Source organism: Streptomyces sp. TLI_171 (genome assembly GCF_003610255.1).
GTDB lineage: Bacteria > Actinomycetota > Actinomycetes > Streptomycetales > Streptomycetaceae > Kitasatospora.
Map to the genome: position 1 here is coordinate 2871446 of NZ_RAPS01000001.1, position 22025 is coordinate 2893470.

Consider the following 22025-nt stretch of genomic DNA (forward strand, 5'->3'; position numbering starts at 1 on the left):
GGCGCGGGCATCGGCAGCCCCTTTACGGCGCGGCGGCGCCCGCGGGGGCCGCGGTGGTGCCGGGAGTGGCCCCGTCGGGGCCGCCGATGCCGTCCAGCACCTTGAGGGCGAGCGCCGCGGGGTCCTCGCCGGCGGCGGGCACGTCGGGCTGGACGCCGGTGCCGTCCGGGGAGCGGCCGGCCGGGGTCTGGTAGCGGCCCACGGTGAGTTCCAGCACCGAGCCGTCGGCGAGCCGGCTGGGCTGCTGGACGGTGCCCTTGCCGAAGGTCCGCCCGCCCACCAGGACGGCCCGGCTGCGGTCCTGCAGGGCGCCGGCCAGCAGCTCGGCGGCGCTCATGGTGCCGCCGTCGACCAGCACCACCAGCGGCACGGCGGTGTCGCCGCCCGCGGCGGCGGCCAGTTCGCGCCGCTCGCCGTGCGCCTGGTAGCTGGCCACCGGGCCGCCGTCGAGGAACACCGAGGCGGTGGCGACGGCCTCCTCGACCAGTCCGCCGGAGTTGCCGCGCAGGTCGAGGACGACGCCGCGGGCGCCGGCCGCGGCGGCCCGGACCTGCTCGCCGACGCCCTCGGTGAAGGCGTGCACGGCGATCCGCACCACCCCGGGGTGCGGGCGCTCGACCTCGACCTCGCGGGCGGCCAGCTCGGCCCTGGCCAGGGTCAGTTCGCGCACCGGGCCGGGCCCGGCGGCCACCGCCAGGGCGACCGTGCTGCCGGCCGGGCCGCCGCGCAGCCGGGAGACCAGCTCGGTCACCGGCAGCTGCTCGGCGGGCACCCCGTCGACGGTCACCAGCCGGTCGCCGGCCGCGATGCCGGCCCGGTCGGCGGGCGAGCCGGGCTGCACCTCGGCGACCTCGGTGGGGCCGCCGGCCGCCCGGTCCACGGTCAGGCCGACGCCCGCGTACCGGCCGCCGGTGAGGTCGGCGTACTGCTGCGGGCTGAGGTAGGCCGCCCAGCGGTCGCCGCTGGCCCCGACCAGCTGCCGGGCCTCCTGCGGGCTCAGGTCCGCCCCGGAGAGGTCGGGGGCGGGCGTGGCGGCGTCCGACGACGAAGGGGCCCGGAGAGAGCGGACCGGCTCTCCCCAGGCCCCGGAAGCGGCTCCGGCGAACAGCACCGCGCCGAACACCAGCCCGAGCGTCATCCCCTGGCGTACTCGCGGCGCTGTCGGCATGCCAGCGAGTCTAGGCCGGGCGGCCCGCCGCCCGGTAGCACCGACGGTCCGTCAGACCTTCAGGTACTTGCGGAGGGTGAAGAACGCGGCGATGCCGGCCATCACCATGCCGACCACGACCAGCAGCGGAATGACCGCCAGCACCGAGGACAGGCCGATGAAGTGGATGAACGCCACCTTCTTCTGCAGCCACTCCTGGACGAAGAAGTGGCCGCCCAGCAGCAGCAGCGAGGCCAGGGCCGCGCCGAGCAGCGCGGCGAACGCGGCCTCCGCGATGAACGGCATCTGCACGTAGAAGTTGGAGGCGCCGACCAGTCTCATGATGCCGGTCTCGCGGCGGCGGCTGAACGCGGACACCCGGACGGTGTTGACGATCAGCAGCAGGGCCACGAACAGCATCAGCACCATGATCACGAAGGCCGCGGTCTGCAGTCCTCGGAGCAGGCCGAACAGGTTCTCCAGGATCTTCCGCTGGTCCTCGACCGATTTGACGCCCGGTTTGCCCGCGAAGGCGCTGGCGATCACGTCGAACCGGGTCGGGTCGCTGAGCTTCACCCGCCAGGACTGCGGCATCGCGTCCGGGCCGACCGCCGCCAGCAGCGGGTTGTCCGGGTTGCTCTCCTTGAAGTGCTGGTACGCCTCGACCGAGGTTTCGAAGGTCGAGGTCTGCACCAGCGGCGACATCTTGTCGAGGTCGCCCTTGACCTGCTGGATCTGGTCGTCGGTCGCTGCACCGGCCGCGCACTGCGGCGAGTCGTGGTCCGACTTGGTGCAGAAGTAGATGCTGACCTCGACCTTGTCGTACCAGTAGTCCTTCATGGAGTTGACCTGGTCGCGGACCAGCAGCGAAGCACCGGCGAGGGCGAGCGACAGCGCGACACTGACGACGACCGCGATGGTCATGGTCAGGTTGCGGCGGAGACCGATGCCGATCTCCGACAGAACGAACTGGGCGCGCATGCTTCCTCTTCTAGCTCTGGTATCCGTAGACGCCGCGGGCCTGGTCACGGACCAGCAGGCCCTTGTCGAGCTCGATGACGCGCTTGCGCATCTGGTCGACGATGGCCTGGTCGTGGGTCGCCATCAGCACGGTGGTGCCGGTCCGGTTGATGCGGTCGAGCAGCTTCATGATGCCGACCGAGTTCTGCGGGTCGAGGTTGCCGGTGGGCTCGTCGGCGATCAGCAGCATCGGCCGGTTCACGAACGCCCGGGCGATCGCCACGCGCTGCTGCTCACCGCCCGACAGCTCGCCGGGCATCCGGTCCTCCTTGCCGCCGAGGCCGACCAGGTCGAGCACCTCGGGCACCACCTTGTTGATGGCGCTCTTCGGCTTGCCGATGACCTCCAGGGCGAACGCCACGTTCTGCCCCACGGTCTTGTTCGGCAGCAGGCGGAAGTCCTGGAACACGGTGCCCAGTTGGCGCCGCATGTGCGGCACCTTCCAGTTCGAGAGCTTGCCCAGGTCCTTGCCCAGCACGTGCACCGCGCCGGTGGACGGGCGCTCCTCGCGCAGGCACAGGCGCAGGAACGTCGACTTGCCCGAACCGGACGAGCCGACCAGGAAGACGAACTCGCCCTTCTCGATCTCCAGCGAGACGTTGTCCAGGGCCGGACGGTTCTGCTTGGGATAGGTCTTGGAGACGTTGTCGAATCTGATCACGGCTGCATCACGGGGGCCATCCTAGGTGGATCGAGGGCAGTGACCTTACGCGATGCCCATGCGCACCCGCAGTCACCGGACGCCTACTGACCGGGGTTTCATCAGGTGTTGATCCGGTTCGGACCGGAAATTGCGAGGTACGTCACAGATCGATAACCCTTCCGCTCCGGGGGCCGAGGGGTACGGAACCTGGCAGAGTGGTAAGCAGTCGGAACCGAAGCCGCCTCCGGCACGTTGGCTATGCAGCAAGGAGGAGATCGCATGACCTGCGACCAACTGGTGTGCGCCAACTGCAACGGCCGCGTGATCGACGGCCGCTGCCCCGTGTGCCGCGCCAACCGCGCCCGGCTGCAGCAGGAGCAGCAAGGGCCTTTCGCGGCGCTCAACCCGGCGGTGCTGCTGGCCGTCCTGTTCGCCGCGCTGCTCACGCTCGCCCTGCTGCTGCGCTGATCCCGCCCCCTGACACCGCGAAGGGCCCCTCCGCCGCGGCGGAGGGGCCCTTCGTCACGAGCGCACGGGCCTACGCCTCGCGCTGCTTGCGCCAGCGGATGCCGGCCTCGATGAAGCCGTCGATGTCGCCGTCCAGCACCGCCTGCGGGTTGCCGACCTCGTGCTCGGTCCGCAGGTCCTTGACCATCTGGTACGGGTGCAGCACGTAGGAGCGCATCTGGTTGCCCCAGGACGAGCCGCTGTCCTTGAGCGCGTCCATCGCGGCGCGCTCCTCCTGGCGGCGGCGCTCCAGCAGCTTGGCCTGGAGCACGTTCATCGCCGAGGCCTTGTTCTGGATCTGGGAGCGCTCGTTCTGGCAGGAGACCACGATGCCGGTCGGCAGGTGGGTGATCCGGACCGCGGAGTCGGTGGTGTTGACGCCCTGGCCGCCGGGGCCGGAGGCGCGGTACACGTCGATCCGGAGCTCGCCCTCGTCGATGTCGACGTGGTCCGAGGTCTCGACGACGGGGAGCACCTCGACGCCCGCGAACGAGGTCTGCCGGCGGCCCTGGTTGTCGAACGGGGAGATCCGCACCAGGCGGTGGGTGCCCTGCTCGACGGAGAGCGTGCCGTAGGAGTAGGGGGCCTTGACGGTGAAGGTCGCGGACTTGATGCCGGCCTCTTCGGCGTACGAGGTGTCGTAGACCTCGGTCGGGTAGCCGTGCCGCTCGGCCCAGCGCAGGTACATGCGCATCAGCTGCTCGGCGAAGTCGGCGGCGTCCACGCCGCCCGCCTCGGCACGGATGTTGACCAGGGCCTCGCGGGAGTCGTACTCGCCGGAGAGCAGGGTGCGCACCTCCAGCTCCTCGACGGCCTTCTGGACGGCCACCAGCTCGGCCTCGGCCTCGACGCGGGTGTCCGCGTCGTCCTCGGCCTCGGCGAGTTCGAACAGGACGCCCAGGTCCTCGACCCGGCTGCGCAGGGTCTCGACCTTGCGCAGCTCGCCCTGGAGGAAGGAGAGCCGGCTGGTGACCTTCTGCGCGTTCGCGACGTCGTCCCACAGGGTGGGGGCCGCGGCCTCCTCCTCCAGGTTTGCGATGTCGGCCCGGATCTTGTCCAGGTCGAGGACTGCCTCGATCGACGACATGGTCGAGTCGAGGTTCTTGAGCTCTTCGGAAGGATCGACGGCTGCCACGCCACAAGGGTAATGGTTCGCCGGGGGGGCTCGGCTACAACCTCGGGTGGAGAGCGGTGCGCAGGCCGGCGGGGTGGCCGCCGGCGGGCGGTTCGGCGGCGAACGCCGTCCACGCGGCAGCGGCTCCGGCCAGCAGCAGGACCACCGCGATCAGCACCGCCAGGGTGCGGCGGCGGCGGATCGCCTGGGCCCGGGAGCGGCGGTGGCCGGCCGGGGCGGGCCGGTCGCGCTGGGCCCGGGACTCCTCGGCGTAGGAGGCGAGCTCCTGGGCGGAGGGGCGGCGCAGGCTGGTGTGGGTGTCGCGGGTGGAGTCCGGCTGCGGGCCGGGCACCAGCGGGACGGCGGGGCCGCGGCGGCGGCGGTGGGCGCCGCTGCCGGCGAAGGCGTCGGCCTCGGCGTAGACCGCCTCGCCGGGTGTCGGCACCTCCTCGGGGGCGCTGCGCTGGGCGGGCACCGCGAGCGGGCCGACGCCGGCCAGTTCGGGCAGCAGCGCGCGCAGCCGGGAGGCGAGTTCGGCGGCCCGCAGCCGGGAGGCCGGGGCCTTGGCGAGGCATTCGGAGATGATCCGCCACAGGCCGTCCGGCATGCCCTCGACCGGGGGGACGTTCTCGGTGACGTGCCGGCGCAGCACCGCGCCGGTGTGGCCGCCGCCGAACGGCGTGGCCCCGGTGAGCAGTTCGTACAGCACGGTGGCGAGGGCGTAGATGTCGACCGCGGCGCGCGGCTCCAGGCCCTCGATGATCTCGGGGGCCAGGTAGTCGGGGGTGCCGATGATCCGGGTGGCGCGGGTGCGGCGCGGGGCGTCGACCAGGCGGGCGATGCCGAAGTCGGTGAGCCTGGCGCGCGGGGCGCCGGCGGGGCCGGCGGGGGCGGCCAGGTCGAGCAGCACGTTCTCCGGCTTGACGTCGCGGTGCACGATGCCGGCGGCGTGCGCGGCGGCCAGGCCGTCGGCCACGTCAGCGATCACCGCGGCGGCGACCGCCGGGTCCAGCACGCCCTCGTGCTCCAGCCGGGTGCGCAGGTCGGTGCCCTTGACCAGGTCCATCACCAGGGCGAGGTCATTGCCGTCCACCACCATGTCGTGGACGCCGACCACGTGCGGGTGGTCGAGGCCGGTGAGGGCGGCGCGCTCCTGCACGAAGCGGCCGACCAGCACCTGGTCGGCGGCCAGGTCCTCGCGCAGCAGCTTCACCGCCACCGGCCCGTCCGGGCCCTCGCCGAGCCACACGGTGCCGGCCGAGCCGCGGCCGATCACCTGGTGGACGGTGTACCGGCTGCCGATCTTGCGTGCCAATGCTGCTCCGTGGGCTCGTGAGGTCGGTGCTCGACGAACAACCTACGCGCCCGGGAGGCCTCCGGGGGCCCGTGGAGGGCCTCCGGAGGGTTCCGATCCGGTGGAATTTCGTTGGATTGTCGACAAAGCGTCAATTCTGGCTGTTGCCGGACAGATTGGTCACCCAGTCCCGCGCCGAGTCGAACCAGCCGACCACGTTGTCCCAGTAGTGCGGCAGCGGCGTGAAGTTCCACAGCGCCAGGCAGCCCACCGCCAGCACCACCAGCACCAGCAGGCAGCCCTTCAGGCAGCCCAGGCCCGGGATCCACATCCGGTTGCGGCTGCGCCGCCGCGGCTCTCGCTCCCGGGGAGCCTCGCGGGCCGGCTCCGGCTCCCGGTAGGGCGGCTCCTGGCGGCGCGGCGGGGCCGGCTCGGCCCGGCGCTGCGGCGCGCCGTAGCCCTGCGGCTGTCCGCCGCCGTACGCCGGCGGCGGGCCCGGCTGGTGCTGCTGCGCCTGGTACGGCGGCGGCGCGACCGGCGGACGGCCGCCCCGGCCCTGCTGACCCTGCTGCCCCTGGCCCTGCGGACGGCCCTGCCCCTGACCCTGGCCCTGCTGGGGGTACTGCCCGGGCTGGTGCGGGTACTGCCCCGGCTGCGGGCGACCCTGCTGGTACTGGCCCGGCTGCTGCGGGTACTGCCCCTGCTGCGGGCGCTGCGCCTGGTACGGCGGCGGCGCGACCGGGGGGCGGCCGCCCGGGCCCGGCCGGCCGGCCTGGTAGGGGCGCGGGGCGACCGGCGGCGCGGCCAGGTCGTCGGGCTCGAAGTAGCCGATCTGGGTCTGCGCGTTGCGGTCCCGGGCGGCCCGCAGCTGGGTCTGCCAGGGGTGCGGGCCGTCCGGCTGGGCCGGGGGCTGCTCGGGCGGGCCGGGCGGCATCGCGGGCATCACCCGGGTGCGGTCGGCGGGCGGCTGCGCGGGCGGGTGGCCCGGCGGCGGGCTGATCAGCTGGGTGCGGTCCTCGGCGCCGGGCGCGGCCTGCTGGTGCGTCATCACCTGGGTGGCGGCGGCCGGGTCGTAGCCGACGCCGGCCAGCGTGGCGTCGTGCGGGTCCACCGCGGGCGCGGCCGGGGCCAGCGCCGGGTCGGGCAGCAGCAGCTCGCCGACGGCCAGCGCGGCCTCCACCGCGGCGGGGGCGGAGTGCACGCCGACGCCCGCCGCGACCACCCGCAGCGCCTCGGCCAGCGAGACCGCGGTGGGCCGCTCGGCGGGGTTCTTGCGCAGGCAGCGCTCGACCACCGTCCACAGCGGCTCGGGCATGCTGCGGGGCCGCTGCGGCTCCTGCGCGAGGTGCGCCTGCAGCACGGCCAGCGGGCTGTCGCCCTGGAACGGCGGGCGGCCGGTGACCAGCTCGTACAGCATGATGCCGGCGCCGTAGACGTCCACCGCGGCGGTCTGCGGGCGGCCCTCGGCGGACTCCGGGGCGACGTAGGCGGGGGTGCCGACGAACTCGTGGGTGCGGGTGATGCCCGGGGAGTCGGCGAGCCGGGCGATGCCGAAGTCGGTGAGCATCGGGTGCATCCGCTCGCCGCCGTCCACCGCGAGGGTGGCCAGCAGCACGTTGGCGGGCTTGAGGTCCCGGTGCACCACTCCGTCGGCGTGGCTGGCGGCCAGCGCGTCGGCGATCTGCGCCATCAGCAGCGAGCCGGCGATCGGCGACAGCGGGCCGGACTCGCGCAGGTACCGGAACAGGTCGGGGCCGTCGATCAGGTCCATCACCAGGGCGAGCAGCTCGCCCTCGACCACCAGGTCCCGGGTGCGCACGATGTTGGGGTGGGTCAGCCGGAGCAGCACCGAGCGCTCGCGCAGGAAGCGCATCACCACGTCCGGGTCGGCGGCGAGCTCCTCGCGCAGCACCTTCACCGCGACCGCCTGCCCGGGCACCAGGCCCGGCACCGCGGCGTCCTCGCGCACCCGGCCGCGCCAGACCGTGCCGGTCGCTCCGCGTCCGAGGGTCTCCTCGAGCAAGTACTTGCTGCCGACAGGCCGCACCTGTGCACTCCGTTCGGTCACCCGGCGCCCGCTGCCGGGGCCGCGATCCGGCACTCCCCCGTTCCCGTGAACGGCGCCGGGGCCTCGGGGACCCGCCGTGCCGACGGGTTCCCGCATTTTCGGCAACTCTAACGGTGCCCGAGCGGGTTTCCGAGGTGTTGCCGGGGTCGGTCGCGTGCTGTCGGCGGGCGGGCCGCCGGGGGCTCCTTGACCTGACTGACCGTCGGATTCACCATGGCGATGATCGCAAGATCGTCAAATCCGGTACCGTGCGCGGACTGTCCGTCCCGAGTGGCAGGATGGCAGGCACCACACGTGTGCAGAAGGGACCCCGGGCGTGATGCAGATCCGGCTCACCGTCCTTCGACCGCGCAGCGGCCCCGCCGCCCCCGGGAGCTCTGCCGACGTCCTGGTCACGGCACCGGTCGGCACGGTGCTCGGCGCCGTCGCCACCGCCCTCGCCGGGGCCGTCGGCGTCCGCGGTCCGCGCTCCGCCACCCACGTCCACCTGTACGCCGGCGAACGGCGGCTGGACGAGCAGACCCCGCTCGGCCACCCCCCGCTGATCGACGGCGCGGTGCTCGCCCTCGGCGAACCCGACCCGGACGCCGAGGCCGCGGACGAGCGCCCCGCCGCCGAGCTGCGGGTGGTCGGCGGCCCCGACGCGGGCGGCGTCCACCGGCTGCACGGCGAACGGATCCGGATCGGTCGCTCCACCGACGCCGACGTCCCGCTCGACGACCCGGACGTCTCCCGCCTGCACCTCGCCCTGCACCTGTCCGCCGACGGCCGCGCCACCGTGCAGGACCTCGGCTCCACCAACGGCACCCTGCTCGACGAGCAGTACCTGGGCGAGGACGGCTCGGAACTCGCCCCCGGCGCGCTGCTCCGGATCGGCGAGTCCACCCTCCAGCTCGCCCACCCCGACGGCATAGCGCCGCGCGCCACCACGCCCGACGGCGAGGGCCGGCTCCGGCTCGCCCCCCGCGCCGGCGCCCGCACCGCCCCCGGGCGCGGCGCCGGCCCCGCGCCCGCCGAACCGCCCGCCGCCGAGCAGCCCGCCGGCCGCGGCCGCTGGCTGCGCCGCGGCAAGGCCGAGCCAGCCGCCGCCGACACTGACCGGCAGCACGCCACCGCCCGCACCCGGCAGGCCGCCAACCAGCGCGAGCGCTGGCCCGACCCGGCCGCCCTGCTGCTCACCGCGCTCGGCACCGGACCCCGGCTGTGGGAGCGCGGCCCCGACCACCCAGACGCGCTCACCCTGCGGCTGGGCACCGGCGACCTCCCGGGCGGCCCCGGCACCGCCCCCGGCACCCTGCTGCCCGCCGTGCCCGCCACCGTCGACCTGCAGACCGCCGGCAGCCTCGGGCTGGCCGGCCCGCGGCACCGTCTCGCCGGCCTGGCCCGGGCCGCCGTCGCCCAGCTCGCCGCCCTGCACCCGCCCAGCGGCCTCGCCCTGGTGGTGGTCGCCGCCGACCGGCCCGCCGAGGACTGGGCCTGGACGCAGTGGCTGCCGCACCTCCGGCCCGCCCACGGCCAGGCCTGCCGGCTGCTGCTCGGCCTGGACGCCGAGCAGGCCGAGGCCCGGCTGACCGAACTCGCCGCCGCCACCGCCGGGCCGCCCGCCACCGTCGTGCTGGTCGACGGCGACCCCGGCACCCCGGCCGGGCGCGAGGCGCTCGCGCTGCTGGTGCGGCAGGGCCCCGCCGCCGGCGTGTTCACCCTCTGCCTGGCCGACAGCGCCGAGGAACTCCCCACCGGGCTCGGCGCGGTGGGCGTCGTCACCGGCGAGGTCGCCACCCGCCTCACCCTGGACCGCCCCGCCGGCGGCGCCCGCGAACGCCTCACCGACCTCACCCTGGACGCCGTCTCCCCGGCCTGGGCGGAGCGGCTGGCCCGCACCCTCGCCCCGCTCGCCGAGGCCGACACCGAGGCCGCCCCGCGCGGCCCGCTCCCCGACGCGCTGCGCCTGCTCGACCTGCTGCGCTCCGAGTCGCTCTCCCCCGCCCGGCTCGCCGAGTCCTGGAGCGCGCTGCCGGCGGGTGCGGGCGGGGCGGGCGCGCTGCTGGGCACCGCGCGCGGCGCGGCCGGCGAGGAGACCTGCGGCGTGGACCTCGCCGAGGACGGCGAGCACCTGCTGATCGGCGGCGGCCCCGGCTCCGGCAAGTCCGAGCTGCTGCGCAGCCTGGCCGCCTCCCTGGCGGTCTCCGAGAGCCCGGACCGCCTCGCCCTGCTGATGGTCGACGGCGACCGCGCCGAGGGCGGCGGACTGGCCGGCTGCACCGACCTCCCGCACGTCACCGCGCACGTCAACGCCGCCGAGGACCCGCGCGGCGCGCTGCTCGCCGCCGAGCGGCTGAACGACGAACTCGCGCACCGCGAGGCGCTGTTCGACGGTCTGAGCTTCACCGAGTGGCACACCCGCCGGGTCTTCGACAAGACGCCGGCGCTGGTCGGCGGGCCGGCCGCGGAGGCCCCCGCGGCGGTCCGGGTGGTCGAGCCGCGGCGCTCCTCCGATGCCCCGTCGCCCGACGCGGCGCCGCCCCGGCTCGTGGTCCTGGTCGACGACTTCGACGCGCTGCTCGGCCCGGCCAGCCCCGGCGGCCGCCCGCTGGCCCGCGCGCTGGCCGCCGCGGCCCGCCGCGGCGCCCGCCTGGGCGTGCACGTGGTCGCCAGCACCGGCGACCCGGAGGCCACCGCCGGCACCGAACTCGACGAGGCGGCGCAGCTGCGGATCGCGCTGCGCACCGAACAGGCCGGCGACTCCGACCTGTTGATCCACCTGCCGGACGCCGCGGCGCTGCCCGGCGGCACGCCCGGCCGCGGCTACCTGCGGCGGCCGGACGGCGCGGTGACGGCCTTCCAGGGCGCCCGGGTCAGCGGCCGGATCCCCCGCACCGCGACGCTGCGCCCCACCGTGGTGGCCCAGCGCCCGGAGGAGCACGGCGTCGCGCCCTCGCCCCGTCCGGTCCGCGAGCTCGGCAACGGCCCGACGGACCTGGCGCTGCTGGCCTCGGCGCTGCGGCGGGCCACCGAGAGCTGACCGGTCCGGCGCGAGAGCCCCGAAGGGGCCCGGGCGGGATGCCCGGGCCCCTTCGGGGTCTGTCGTGTCAGCGGCCGTTGCGCAGCAGGGTGCGGATCACCCGCATGGCGACGGAGAGGCTGGACAGCTCGTAGTGGTCCGAACCCCTTATGTCGTCGAGGGTGGTGCGGGCCCGGCTGAGCAGGGTGCTGTTGAGGTCGGCCCAGGCGGAGTAGCGCTCCTCGGGGCTGGACCCGGCGGGCCCGGCGGCGAGCACGTCGGCGGTGAGTGCGGCGTGCGCGGCGAACAGGTCCTCGCGGATCGCGGCGCGGGCCATCGAGGACCACCGGTCGGTGCGCGGCAGTTCGATGATCCGGTCCAGCAGGTGGCTGATCTGCAGGCGGTCGCCGAGGTCGTAGTACAGCTCGGCGACCTCCATCACGTCGGCGTCCGAGCGGTCCGCGACGCCGACGATGTCGAGGGTCGGGAACGCGGAGGACAGGCCGGCGATCCGGGTGGCCAGCTCGTCGGGGACGCCGGCCCCGGAGAGCTCCTGGTACACCGACTCGTACCAGGCGAGGTCCTCGCCGCGCAGCGGCTTGGGCAGCGAGTCCCAGACCTGGTTGACCCGGTCGTGGAAGAACTCGATGGTGCCGGCGATGTCCAGCGGCTGACGGTTGTTCAGCATCCACCGGGTGGCGCGCTCGACCAGGCGGCGGGAGTGCAGCCGCATCTTGGTCTGGACCCGGGCGGCGACCTGGTTGTCGAGGTTCTCGACGAGGTCCCAGATCTGCTCCAGGCCGAACACCGCGCGGGCGGCGGCGTGGGTGCGGGCGATCTCCTCCATGGTCGCGCCGGTCTCCTCGCGGAGCCGGAACGCGAAGGTGCAGCCGCCGCGGTTGATCGTGTCGTTGACGATCAGGGTGGTGATGATCTCGCGGCGCAGCGGGTGGTTGTCGATCTGCTCGGCGAACTTGGCCCGCAGCGCGCTGGGGAAGTACTGGTGCAGCACGTCCCGGAAGTACGGGTCGTCGGGCAGTTCGGTGGCGAGCAGCTCGTCGGCCAGGGTGATCTTGGTGTAGGCGAGCAGCACCGAGAGCTCGGGCTGGGACAGGCCGCGGCCGGCCTGCTGGCGGTCGCGGATCTGCTTCTCGGTGGGCAGGTACTCCAGCGCCCGGTCGAGCTGCCCGTTGGCCTCCAGCCGGTTGATCATGCGGGAGTGCACGTTGACCATGCTGGCGGCCTGCGCGACGGCGTTGGCGAGCACCACGTTCTGCGCGTAGTTGTTGCGCAGCACCAGGTGGCCGACCTCGTCGGTCATCGCGGCGAGCAGCGCGTTGCGCTGCTTGACCGTCATGTCGCCGTCCGCCACGACCTGGTTGAGCAGGATCTTGATGTTCACCTCGTGGTCGGAGGTGTCCACGCCGGCGGAGTTGTCGATGGCGTCGGTGTTGATCCAGCCGCCGGTGCCCTGCGGGCCGCCGGTGGAGGCGAACTCGATCCGGCCGAGCTGGGTGCAGCCGAGGTTGCCGCCCTCGCCGACCACCCGGGCCCGGACGTCGCCGCCGTTGACCCGGATGGCGTCGTTGGCCTTGTCGCCGACCTCGGCGTTGGTCTCGGTGGCGGCCTTGATGTAGGTGCCGATGCCGCCGTTCCAGAACAGGTCGACGGGGGCCTGCAGGATCGCCTTCATCAGCTCGGCGGGGGTGAGCTTGGCGGCGTCGACGCCGAGCCGCTCGCGGACCTGCGCGGAGAGCGCGATGGACTTGGCGGAGCGCGGGAACACGCCGCCGCCCGCGGAGATCAGCGACTTGTCGTAGTCGTCCCAGGAGCTGCGCGGCAGGTCGAACAGCCGGCGGCGCTCGGCGTGCGAGACGGCCGCGTCCGGGTTCGGGTCGAGGAAGATGTGCCGGTGGTCGAAGGCGGCGACCAGCCGGATGTGCTCGGACAGCAGCATGCCGTTGCCGAACACGTCGCCGGACATGTCGCCGATGCCGACGACGGTGAAGTCCTCGGACTGGGTGTCGACGCCGAGCTCGCGGAAGTTCCGCTTGACGGACTCCCAGGCACCGCGGGCGGTGATGCCCATGCCCTTGTGGTCGTAGCCGGCCGAGCCGCCGGAGGCGAACGCGTCGCCGAGCCAGAAGCCGTACGACTCGGCCACGCCGTTGGCGATGTCGGAGAAGGTCGCGGTGCCCTTGTCGGCGGCGACCACCAGGTAGGTGTCGTCCTCGTCGTGCCGGACCACGTCCAGCGGGTGCACGACCTCGCCGGCCACCAGGTTGTCGGTGATGTCGAGCAGCGCCGAGATGAAGGTCTTGTACGAGGCGATGCCCTCGGCCAGCCAGGCGTCCCGGTCGACCGCCGGGTCGGGCAGCTGCTTGGCGACGAAGCCGCCCTTGGCGCCGACCGGCACGATCACGGTGTTCTTGACCATCTGGGCCTTGACCAGGCCGAGGATCTCGGTGCGGAAGTCCTCGCGCCGGTCGGACCAGCGCAGGCCGCCGCGGGCGACCTTGCCGAAGCGCAGGTGGACGCCCTCGACCCGGGGCGAGTACACCCAGATCTCGAAGGCGGGGCGCGGCGCGGGCAGGTCCGGGATGGCCTTCGGGTCGAACTTCATCGACACGTACGAGTGCCAGTGGCCCTCGCTGTCGTGCTGGAAGAAGTTGGTCCGCAGGGTGGCCGTGATCAGGTGCAGGAAGGAGCGCAGGATGCGGTCCTCGTCCAGCGAGGCGACCTCGTCGAGGGCCCCGGACAGCTCCTCCAGGATGGCCTCGGAGAGTTCCTCGGCGCCGGAGCGGTGGCTGGGCGACAGCCGCGCCTCGAACAGGTTGATCAGCAGCCGGGTGGTGTGGGTGTTGTTGCGGAGCGCGTCCTCCATGTAGTCCTGGGAGAACGTGGAGCCCGCCTGCCGCAGGTACTTGGCGTACGCGCGCAGCACCATGGCCTGACGCCAGGTCAGCTTGGCGGTGAGGACCAGCTCGTTGAAGCCGTCGTTCTCCGCCTGGCCGAGCCAGGTGGCGGAGAAGGTGTCCTGGAAGCGCTCGCGGTCCTCCTCGGTGAGGTCGGTGCCCTCGCGCAGCTTCAGGCCGAAGTCGACCACCCAGGCGGTGCTGCCGTCGGTGCGGCGCAGCGCGTAGGGGTGCTCGTCGAGCACCTCGACGCCCAGGCGCTGCAGGACCGGCAGCACCTCGGTGAGCGAGATCGGGCCGCCGACCCGGTAGATCTTGAAGCGGCGCTCGTCGTCGCCGGCGCCGACCGGCTGGTACAGGTTGAGCCGGAAGTCGCCCTCGCCGGCGAGCGATTCGATCTGCTTGAGGTCGGCGACGGCGGTCCGCGGCGGGAAGTCGGCGCGGTAGCCGTCGGGGAAGGCGTTGGCGTACTTGTGCGAGAGTTCGGCGGCCTTCTCCTCGCCGAACTCGGTGCCCAGCTGGTCGTTGAAGCCGTCCATCCAGAACCGGGCGGCGTCGGCCAGCCGGTTCTCGATCCGCTCGATGTCGGAGTCGGACAGCTGCGGCAGCTCGGTGCCGGGGGCGACCCGGACCACGAAGTGCAGGCGGGTCAGGACCGACTCGGTGGCGTACACCGTGTAGTCGATGGTGTCGCCGTTCAGCTCGTCCTTGAGGATGTCCATCAGGGCGAGCCGGATGCGGGTGGTGTAGCGGTCGCGCGGCAGGTAGACGTACGCCGAGTAGTAGCGGCCGTAGTCGTCCTGACGGAGGAACAGGCGCAGCCGGCGGCGCTCCTGCAGGTACAGCACGCTGGTGGCGATGGACTGCAGTTCCTCGGCGGCGGTCTGGAACATCTCGTCGCGCGGGAAGGTCTCCATGATCTGGAGCAGGTCGCGCCCGTCGTGGCTGTCGCCGGAGAAGCCCGCGGCGGCCAGCACCTCCTGCACCTTGCGGCGCACCACCGGGATCCGGGTGACCGACTCGGTGTAGGCGGCGGAGGAGAACAGGCCGAGGAAGCGGCGCTCGCCGACCGGCTCGCCGGCCGCGTTGAACTTCTTCACGCCGACGTAGTCGAGGTACGCGGGGCGGTGCACGGTGGCCCGGCTGTTGGCCTTGGTGAGGACCAGCAGCTTCTTCTCGTGCGCCTTGGCGCGGACCGGGGCGGAGAGCCGGCCGAACGCCTCGGAGACCGGGTGGTGGTCGGTGTCGTGGCTCAGCGGGTCGGCCCGCAGGATGCCGAGGCCGGTCCCGGCGACCGCCTTCAGCACCTCCTCGCCCTGGTGCTCGACCAGGTCGTACTCGCGGTAGCCGAGGAAGGTGAAGTGGTCGTCGGCGAGCCAGCGCATCAGCTCCCAGGCCTCGCCGACCTCCTGCTCGGGCAGGTGCGCGGGGGCTCCTCGGCGAGTTCGTCGGCCAGTCGGAGCGCGGAGTCGCGCATCTTCGACCAGTCCTCGACGACCTCGCGGACGTCGCCCAGCACCCGGCGCAGGTTGGCCTCGATGGTGCGGAGGTCCTCGCGGTCGGTCTCGCGGTCGATCTCGATGTGCATCCAGGACTCGACCACGGCGTCCGCGGGCCACTCGGCGCCGGCGGCCTGCGCGCGGTTGCAGGCGTCGACGTCGAGGATCTCCAGCAGCTTGCCGGTGATGTCGCGGCGCACGGCCAGCTGCGGGTGCACGACCAGGTGGATGGCCCGGTCCAGGCGGGTCAGCTCGTTGGTGACCGAGTCGACCAGGAACGGCATGTCGTCGGTGACGACCTCGACCACGGTGTGGCCGCAGGACCAGCCGTTCTCCTCGACGGTCGGGGTGGACACCCGGACCTCGGCGGTCCCCTGCGGGCGCTTGAGGCCCAGCCGGTAGTGGGAGGCCGCGGCGCCGTAGAGATCGACCGGGTCCCGGCTGATCACGTCCTCGGGCGCCGTGTGGAGGTAGTAGTGGTGCAGGTAAGCGGCCAGAGCACCGTTGCTCAGGCCCTCCCCCGGCGCCGCTCCCCCCACCTGGCTGTTCTCAGCGGCTGCTGCTGCTTTCCTGAGCAGGTCGGCCTTGGCTGCGTCCAGCTTGGTCTGCATGGCTGTTTGGCTCCTGTCGCGCGCCGTTGCGTGACTCGGTGATGACTGTGGGTGCACCGCCGGGCCCCGTCGGCAATCCTCCCGTACACGAGGGGTGAAAAGCGCTCAAGGCACGCATGAGTCGCGTTCCGCCCGGGTACGACAGCACGTTTGGCCTGCCTGACCGATAACCGGCGACGCCAGTCAGCCTAACCTGACGAAACGAAGGTGTCAGGGGACACGGAGGAGCAATCCCGCAGGAAGATCGAGCCTTCCTGGACACCTTGTCCAAACCCGCTCGAACGCCCCGTCCGTCATTCGGGTGACCACTCCATGTGCGGGTGGACGTAGTCGGTCGGCGGGGCGAACGTCTCCTTGATCGAGCGGGTGGACGTCCAGCGCAGCAGGTTCGCGACCGAGTCCGCCCGGTCCGTGCCGGACGACTCCTCGTTGACCCGCAGGTCGCGCGCGGCGAACCGGAGCCGCTCCACCGCTCCCGCGATCGCCCGCCGGTCCTGTGCGAACACCGCGCCGGCCGGGCGGTCCGCGGCGTCCCGGCCGACCCGCTCCAGGGTCTCCTCCCAGCGGGTGTCGTCGTACACCTGTACGGCCAGCACCGGGCCCGGGCAGCCGCTGTACCGGTCGCCGCCGAGCAGCACCGTCGGCCGGACGAACCAGCCGATCGCGTCGTCGTGCTGACCCCCCGCCAGCAGCTGCACCTGCGGATCCGCCCCGGCCCGCCCGATCGCGCCGCGGACCTCCGCGAACGCCCGGGCGTCGATCAGCGCGCCCATGAAGTTGCTCAGGTCGGTGACGTCGCCGACGGTCAGCGCGTCCACCTCGCCGAGGAAGTCGTCCTTGATCCGCCGCCACAGGCCGCGCGGCAGGTACGCCCGGGACAGCGCCGAGCCCTTCTGGCCCTGGTACTCGAACGCGCCGCGGATCAGCGCGGTGCGCAGCGCCGCCGGGTCCGCCGAGGGGTGGGCGAGCAGGAAGTCCTTGCCGCCGGTGTCGCCGACGATCCGCGGGAAGCTGCGGTAGCGGGCGATGTTCAGGCCGATCTCCCGCCACAGCTGCTGGAACACCGCGGTGGAGCCGGCGAAGTGCAGCCCCGCCAGCGCCGGGTGGGTGAGCGCCACCTCGGACACCGCCTGCCCGTCGCCGGTGACCAGGTTGATCACGCCGGGCGGCAGGCCGGCCTCCTCCAGCAGGAGCATCAGGAAGTGCGCGGCCGGCGTCTGGCCCGGTGCGGGCTTCCACACCACGGTGTTGCCGAGCAGCGCGGGAGCGGTCGCCAGGTGGCCGGCGACCGCGGTGGAGTCGAACGGGGTGATCGCGCAGACGAAGCCCTCCAGCGGGCGGTGGTCGGCGCGGTTCCACACCCCCGGGCCGGAGACCGGCTGTTCGGCCAGGAGCCGGCGGGCGTGGTGCACGTCCGAACGCCAGCGGTCGACCGTCCCGCACACCGCGTCGATCTCCGCCTGCTGCGCTGTCTTCGACTGGGCCAGCATGGTGGCCGCCGCCAGCGTCTCCCGCCACGGCCCGGCCAGCAGGTCGGCGGCGCGCAGGAACACCGCCGCCCGGTCGTCGAAGGACAGGGCGCGCCACTCCGGCGCGGCCGCCAGCGCGGCGTCCACCGCGGCGCGCACGTCGGCGGCGGTCGCGTTGCCCAGCACGCCGAGCTTCGCCGCGTGGTGGTGCGGCTGCGCCGGCTCGATCCGCTCGCCGCCGCCGAGTCGCCGCTCCCCGCCGACGATCATCGGGAACGCCGTGTGCTGCCCGGCCAGTTCGTCCAGTCTGCGGACCAGCCGGGCCCGTTCCGGACTGCCCGGCGCGTAGCTGCGCGCCGGTTCGTCGGCGGGAGTCGGGACGTTGGTGACCGCATCGATCGGCATGGTGCTCAGGTACTCCGTACGGTGGTGCTCGGTTGGTCCCCCCAGAGTGAACGCGCCCGCCCCGGTTGACGTGCCGTGACACGCCTAGCGGACGAGTTCCTCCGCCACCGCGACCGCCTCGGCGAGCGAGTCCACCACCGGCACGCCCACCGGCAGCAGCTTCTCCCGGGTGTGCGAACCCCCGGTGTACAGCACCGACTTGATGCCCGCCGACAGGGCCGCCTCGGCGTCGTCCGCCGCGTCCCCGATCAGCACCGTCCGCCCGCGGTCGATCTCCCCGCCGAGCGCCTCCAGGTGCGCCGCCAGGTGCCCGGCCTTGCGGCCGCCGGACTCGCCGCGCCGGCCGTCGACCCGCAGGAAGTGCGAGGTCAGCCCGAACCCGTCCACTGCGGGCAGCAGCTTCTCGTGCTCGTACATCGACAGCACCGACTGGCTCCGCCCGCCCGCCGCCCACCCGGCCAGCAGCTGCTCCACGCCCGGCGTCAGCCCGCACCCGGGGAACAGCTCCAGGTACTTGACGTGGAACGCGTCGTCCAGCGCCAGCCACTCCGCCGCCGTCGGGATCCGCCCCAGCAGCCGCTCGTAGAACCGCGGGATCGGGATCTCGTACTGCGCCCGGTACTCCTCCAGCGTCATCGGCGCGATCCCGACGGTCGCGAACGCGGCGTTGCTCGCCCCCAGCACCGCTGTCATGTCCTGCAGCAGCGTGCCGTTCCAGTCCCAGACTATGTGTGTGCGCACCCGCCAAGGGTATGCGCCGCCGGACCTCAGTCCAGCTCGTCCGGGTGCGGGCCGGTGCGCAGGCCGCGGTCGGTGGCCGCGATCGCCGCCAGCTCCTCGTCGGTGAGGGCGAAGTCGAGGACGTCGAGGTTCTGCCGGATCCGGGCCGGGGTGACCGACTTGGGGATGACCAGGTTGCCGAGCTGCAGGTGCCAGCGCAGCACGACCTGGGCGGCGGACCTGCCGGTGCGCTCCGCGATCGCGGTGATCGCCGGGTCGTCGAGGACGGCGCCCTGGGCGAGCGGGCTCCACGCCTCGGTGGCGATGCCGTGCGCGGCGTGGAAGGCCCGCAACTCGGCCTGCTGGAGCGCCGGGTGGAGTTCGATCTGGTTGACGGCCGGGACCAGCGCGCTGTGCTCCAGCAGCCGGGTCAGGTGCGCGGGCTGGAAGTTGGAGACGCCCGCCGCCCGGATCCGGCCCTCGGCGGCCAGCCGCTCGATCGCCCGCCAGGAGTCGAGGTAGCGGTCGCGACCCGGGGCCGGCCAGTGGATCAGGTACAGGTCGACCTGCTCCAGCCCGAGCCGGTCCAGGCTGTCGTCGAACGCCCGGAGGGTCGCGTCGTAGCCCTGGTCGGCGTTCCACAGCTTGGTGGTGACGAACAACTCCTCGCGCGGCAGCCCGGAGGCGGCCAGCGCCTGCCCGACGCCGCGCTCGTTGCCGTAGATCGCGGCGGTGTCGATGCTCCGGTACCCCGCCTCCAGCGCGGTGGTGACGGCGGCGGCGGTCTCCTGGTCCGGGACCTGGAAGACGCCGAAGCCGAGCTGCGGCATCCGGACGCCGTTGTTCAGCGTGACGGAGGGAACGGTGGTGCTCATGTCGGTTCTCCAGTAGAGGTGTTGACGGTCGATCAGTGGGACGGGACGGGGATCCGGGCGGGCGCCGGAGCGGTCGTGCGGCGCTCCAGGGCGGCCGAGACCACGGCCAGCACCAGCGCGGAGCCGGCCATCAGCGCGCCCACCCAGTTCGGGGCGGTCCAGCCCAGGCCGGCGCCGATCACGGCGCCGCCGAGCCACGCGGCCAGCGCGTTGCCGAGGTTGAACGCGCCGATGTTGACGGCCGAGGCCAGCGTCGGGGCGCCGTGCGCCTGGTCCAGGACGCGCTTCTGCAGCGGCGGCACGGTGGCGAAGCCGAGCGCGCCGACCAGCAGCAGGGTGGCGGCCGCGGCGACCTGGTGGTGCGCGGTGACGGTGAACAGGGCGAGCGCCACGGTCAGCGCGCCGAGCGTGGTGAACAGCATCGGCATCAGCCGGCGGTCGGCGAACCGGCCGCCCAGCAGGTTGCCGAGGAACATCCCCACGCCCAGCAGCACCAGCAGCCAGGTGACCGCACCCGCCGAGAACCCGGCGACCTCCGTCATCATCGGCTTGATGTAGGTGATCGCGGCGAACACGCCGCCGAACCCGAGCACGGTCATGGCCATCGCCAGCACCACCTGCACGTTCCGGAACGCGGCCAGCTCCCGGCGCAGGTGCGCGCCCGCGGGCCTGGGCAGCTCGGGCACCAGCCTGGCGATGCCGAGCAGCCCGACCAGGCCGAGCACGGCGACCGCGGCGAAGGTGGCCCGCCAGCCGATGCTCTCCCCGATGAACGTGCCCAGCGGCACGCCGACGATGTTGGCGACCGTCAGCCCCGTGAACATGGTGGCGATCGCACCGGCCTTCTTGTCGGGCGCGACCAGTTCGGCGGCGACCACCGACCCGATCCCGAAGAACGCGCCGTGCGCCATCGAGGCGACGATCCGCCCGGCCAGCATCGCCCCGAACCCGGGGGCGAACGCCGACAGCAGGTTGCCGGCGGTGAACAGCACCATCAGCAGCATCAGCATCCGCTTGCGGCTGACCCGCGTTCCGAGCGCGGTCATCAGCGGTGCGCCGAGGACCACGCCGATCGCGTACCCCGTGACCAGCAGACCCGCGGTGGGGATCGTCACCCCGAAGTCGCCGGCGATCTCGGGCAGCAGGCCCATGACCACGAACTCGGTCGTCCCGATCCCGAACGCCCCGATGGCGAGGGCCAGAAGCGCGAGAGGCATGACGCGTCCCTCCAGGTGATTGCTATTGCGCCTTACGTGCTTCGACAATAATTGCAGACGCACACACTTGCAAACGCAACAGTTGCACACGCCTCCGATCCTCTGCCCGAGCATGCGAAAACCCCGCCGCGGCCGGAGCCGGGCGGGGTTCGGGGGGTGGCGGGTCAGCCGAGCAGGTTGGGGATCTCCTGGGTGGCGAACCAGAGCAGGTCGTGGTCCTCGGCGCCGTCCACGGTGAACTGGGCGTCCTGGTCGCCGTTGTCGGCGGCGACGATCGCGGCGACCGCGGCGGCGACGTCGGCCAGCACGTCGGGATCGGTGTCGTCGGCGTGGACCGCAGCGGCCTTGGCGAGGCGGATCGGGCCCGCCAGGACGACCCGGCCGAGGGAGGCCTGGTCCTGGTACTCGTCGCCGGGGAAGGCGGAGACCGCACTGTCGGCGATCTCGACCGCGAGCACCACCCGGCGGCGGGGCGCCTCGGGGTCGGCGGCCAGCAGGCGGACGGAGGAGAGCGCCGCGCGGTTGAGGGCGGCGTACTCGAGCTCCTCCAGGTCGTCGCTGACGTACCACTCGCGCAGGGCGGGCGTCACGGCGTAGGCGACGCTCTGCTCCAGGACGCCCTCGGGGTGCGCCACCGCCAGGTCGTTCAACGTGGTGGGCACGTACACGCGCATCGGGGGAACCCTTCCTCGGTCACTGCGACGGGTCAAGAATACGCAGCCCGCCCCGCCGTGGTGCGCCGATCGGGTTGCGGCCGACGTCCCCCTACGTGCCCACCGTCCCGCCGACGCCCCGTCAACCTCCGTACCGGGCGACGGGACACGGCGCCCTTGGCGCGGCGGGAGCGCCACCCGCACAGGTGAATCGCACAGCGGGGCCGCCGTACCGGGAGCCGCATTGGGCGGGGCCTGCCCCAGCCGATACCAAGGACCACACCGTGCACCCCACCACCGAGAAGGACCCGATGACCGAGCAGCTCACCCGGACGCCCGGCCCCCGCATCCGACCGCTGGTGCACCCGGTGCACGCCCCGGGCCACCCGGCCGCGCGCCGCCCGGTCCGCCATCCCCACCAGCCGGGTGACGCGGTGCGCGCCACGCGCAACCCCCGGGCCGGCTGCGCGCCCGCCCAGGCCCCCGGGCGGCCGCGCACGGCCGCGCCGACCAGCACCGGGCACGCCGACCTCGCGGCCCGGTTCGCGCACCGCCTGGTCGAGGTGCTGTGCGGGGTCCGCCCGGTCCACCAGCTGCAGCGGCACACCACGCTGCCGGGGTTCCACCAGCTCGCGGCGCTGGTCCGCTCCGGGCCGCTGCGGCCGCGCGGGCGGGTGCTGCGGCCGCGGCTGGGCCGGGTGCACGACTCGGCGCCCGGGCCGGGCGCGCTGGAGGCCTGCGTGCGGGTCGAACTCGGGCCCCGGCACCACATGCTGGCGTTCCGCCTGGAGCAGCACACCCGCACCGGCCAGTGGCAGTGCGCCGCGGTGGAGACCCGGTGAACGGCGACGGGGCGCCACTCCGAGC

The 22025-nt window shown here is 73.6% G+C and carries 14 protein-coding genes and 1 pseudogene; 3 read left to right on the forward strand and 12 right to left on the reverse strand.

Going from position 1 to position 22025, the window contains the following annotated elements:
- Window positions 1–22 precede the first annotated feature (22 nt).
- Genes BX266_RS13030 through ftsE form a run of 3 tightly spaced genes read right to left on the reverse strand, consistent with a single transcriptional unit; the run spans window position 23 to window position 2828 of the window.
- Window positions 23–1168, reverse strand: a complete 1146-nt coding sequence (locus tag BX266_RS13030) for a S41 family peptidase (RefSeq protein WP_099899536.1) — start codon at window positions 1166–1168, stop codon at window positions 23–25.
- 51 nt (window positions 1169–1219) lie between these two features.
- A complete protein-coding gene (ftsX, locus tag BX266_RS13035) occupies window positions 1220–2128 on the reverse strand; it encodes a permease-like cell division protein FtsX (protein ID WP_099899538.1) in 909 nt (302 codons plus the stop codon).
- Window positions 2129–2138: 10 nt separating this feature from the next.
- Complete coding sequence (gene ftsE, locus BX266_RS13040) at window positions 2139–2828, reverse strand: cell division ATP-binding protein FtsE (RefSeq protein WP_035863161.1); 690 nt, start codon at window positions 2826–2828, stop codon at window positions 2139–2141.
- Window positions 2829–3089: 261 nt separating this feature from the next.
- Here ftsE and BX266_RS13045 point away from each other — a divergent pair, with 261 nt between their 5' ends.
- The gene (locus tag BX266_RS13045; protein WP_099899540.1) at window positions 3090–3278 is read left to right on the forward strand and encodes a hypothetical protein; all 189 of its coding nucleotides are present in this window, start codon (window positions 3090–3092) and stop codon (window positions 3276–3278) included.
- Window positions 3279–3348: 70 nt separating this feature from the next.
- Here the strand turns inward: BX266_RS13045 and prfB are convergent, their stop codons facing one another.
- From prfB to BX266_RS13060, 3 genes are all read right to left on the reverse strand, one after another.
- Window positions 3349–4452, reverse strand: coding sequence for a peptide chain release factor 2 (gene prfB / locus BX266_RS13050; RefSeq protein ID WP_099899542.1), 1104 nt, complete (start codon window positions 4450–4452; stop codon window positions 3349–3351).
- 34 nt (window positions 4453–4486) lie between these two features.
- Entirely contained in the window at window positions 4487–5746 is a 1260-nt protein-coding gene (locus BX266_RS13055; protein WP_099899544.1) for a serine/threonine-protein kinase, read from the reverse strand.
- Window positions 5747–5876: 130 nt separating this feature from the next.
- On the reverse strand, window positions 5877–7772 hold the full coding sequence (locus BX266_RS13060; protein ID WP_099899546.1) for a serine/threonine-protein kinase: 1896 nt from the start codon (window positions 7770–7772) through the stop codon (window positions 5877–5879).
- Between the two features lie 340 nt (window positions 7773–8112).
- Between BX266_RS13060 and BX266_RS13065 the strand changes: the two genes are divergently transcribed.
- Window positions 8113–10815, forward strand: coding sequence for an FtsK/SpoIIIE domain-containing protein (locus BX266_RS13065; protein ID WP_099899548.1), 2703 nt, complete (start codon window positions 8113–8115; stop codon window positions 10813–10815).
- 67 nt (window positions 10816–10882) lie between these two features.
- Here the strand turns inward: BX266_RS13065 and BX266_RS13070 are convergent.
- From BX266_RS13070 to BX266_RS13095, 6 genes and pseudogenes are all read right to left on the reverse strand, one after another.
- A pseudogene (locus BX266_RS13070) lies at window positions 10883–15819 on the reverse strand (NAD-glutamate dehydrogenase).
- Between the two features lie 293 nt (window positions 15820–16112).
- Entirely contained in the window at window positions 16113–17687 is a 1575-nt protein-coding gene (locus tag BX266_RS13075) for an aldehyde dehydrogenase family protein (RefSeq protein ID WP_099907797.1), read from the reverse strand.
- A 90-nt stretch (window positions 17688–17777) separates the two neighbouring features.
- Window positions 17778–18434 carry an HAD family hydrolase gene (locus BX266_RS13080; protein WP_099899552.1) on the reverse strand — a complete coding sequence of 219 codons (657 nt, stop codon included), beginning with the start codon at window positions 18432–18434 and terminating at the stop codon, window positions 17778–17780.
- Window positions 18435–18460: 26 nt separating this feature from the next.
- On the reverse strand, window positions 18461–19288 hold the full coding sequence (locus BX266_RS13085) for an aldo/keto reductase (protein WP_099899554.1): 828 nt from the start codon (window positions 19286–19288) through the stop codon (window positions 18461–18463).
- 32 nt (window positions 19289–19320) lie between these two features.
- On the reverse strand, window positions 19321–20505 hold the full coding sequence (locus tag BX266_RS13090; protein WP_099899556.1) for an MFS transporter: 1185 nt from the start codon (window positions 20503–20505) through the stop codon (window positions 19321–19323).
- Between the two features lie 164 nt (window positions 20506–20669).
- A complete protein-coding gene (locus BX266_RS13095) occupies window positions 20670–21179 on the reverse strand; it encodes a DUF6912 family protein (RefSeq protein WP_099899558.1) in 510 nt (169 codons plus the stop codon).
- Between the two features lie 263 nt (window positions 21180–21442).
- Here BX266_RS13095 and BX266_RS13105 point away from each other — a divergent pair, with 263 nt between their 5' ends.
- Window positions 21443–22000 (forward strand): Rv3235 family protein, encoded by a 558-nt coding sequence (locus BX266_RS13105; RefSeq protein WP_099899560.1) that lies wholly within the window; start codon window positions 21443–21445, stop codon window positions 21998–22000.
- The last annotated feature ends 25 nt before the right edge of the window (window positions 22001–22025 follow it).

Excerpts from the sequence above, each read along its gene's own strand:
- BX266_RS13030 (WP_099899536.1), bottom strand. The coding sequence starts at position 1,168 with ATGCCGACAGCGCCGCGAGTACGCCAGGGGATGACGCTCGGGCTGGTG.
- ftsX (WP_099899538.1), bottom strand. The coding sequence starts at position 2,128 with ATGCGCGCCCAGTTCGTTCTGTCGGAGATCGGCATCGGTCTCCGCCGC.
- BX266_RS13045 (WP_099899540.1), top strand. The coding sequence starts at position 3,090 with ATGACCTGCGACCAACTGGTGTGCGCCAACTGCAACGGCCGCGTGATC.
- BX266_RS13065 (WP_099899548.1), top strand. The coding sequence starts at position 8,113 with ATGCAGATCCGGCTCACCGTCCTTCGACCGCGCAGCGGCCCCGCCGCC.
- BX266_RS13085 (WP_099899554.1), bottom strand. The coding sequence starts at position 19,288 with ATGAGCACCACCGTTCCCTCCGTCACGCTGAACAACGGCGTCCGGATG.
- BX266_RS13090 (WP_099899556.1), bottom strand. The coding sequence starts at position 20,505 with ATGCCTCTCGCGCTTCTGGCCCTCGCCATCGGGGCGTTCGGGATCGGG.
- BX266_RS13095 (WP_099899558.1), bottom strand. The coding sequence starts at position 21,179 with ATGCGCGTGTACGTGCCCACCACGTTGAACGACCTGGCGGTGGCGCAC.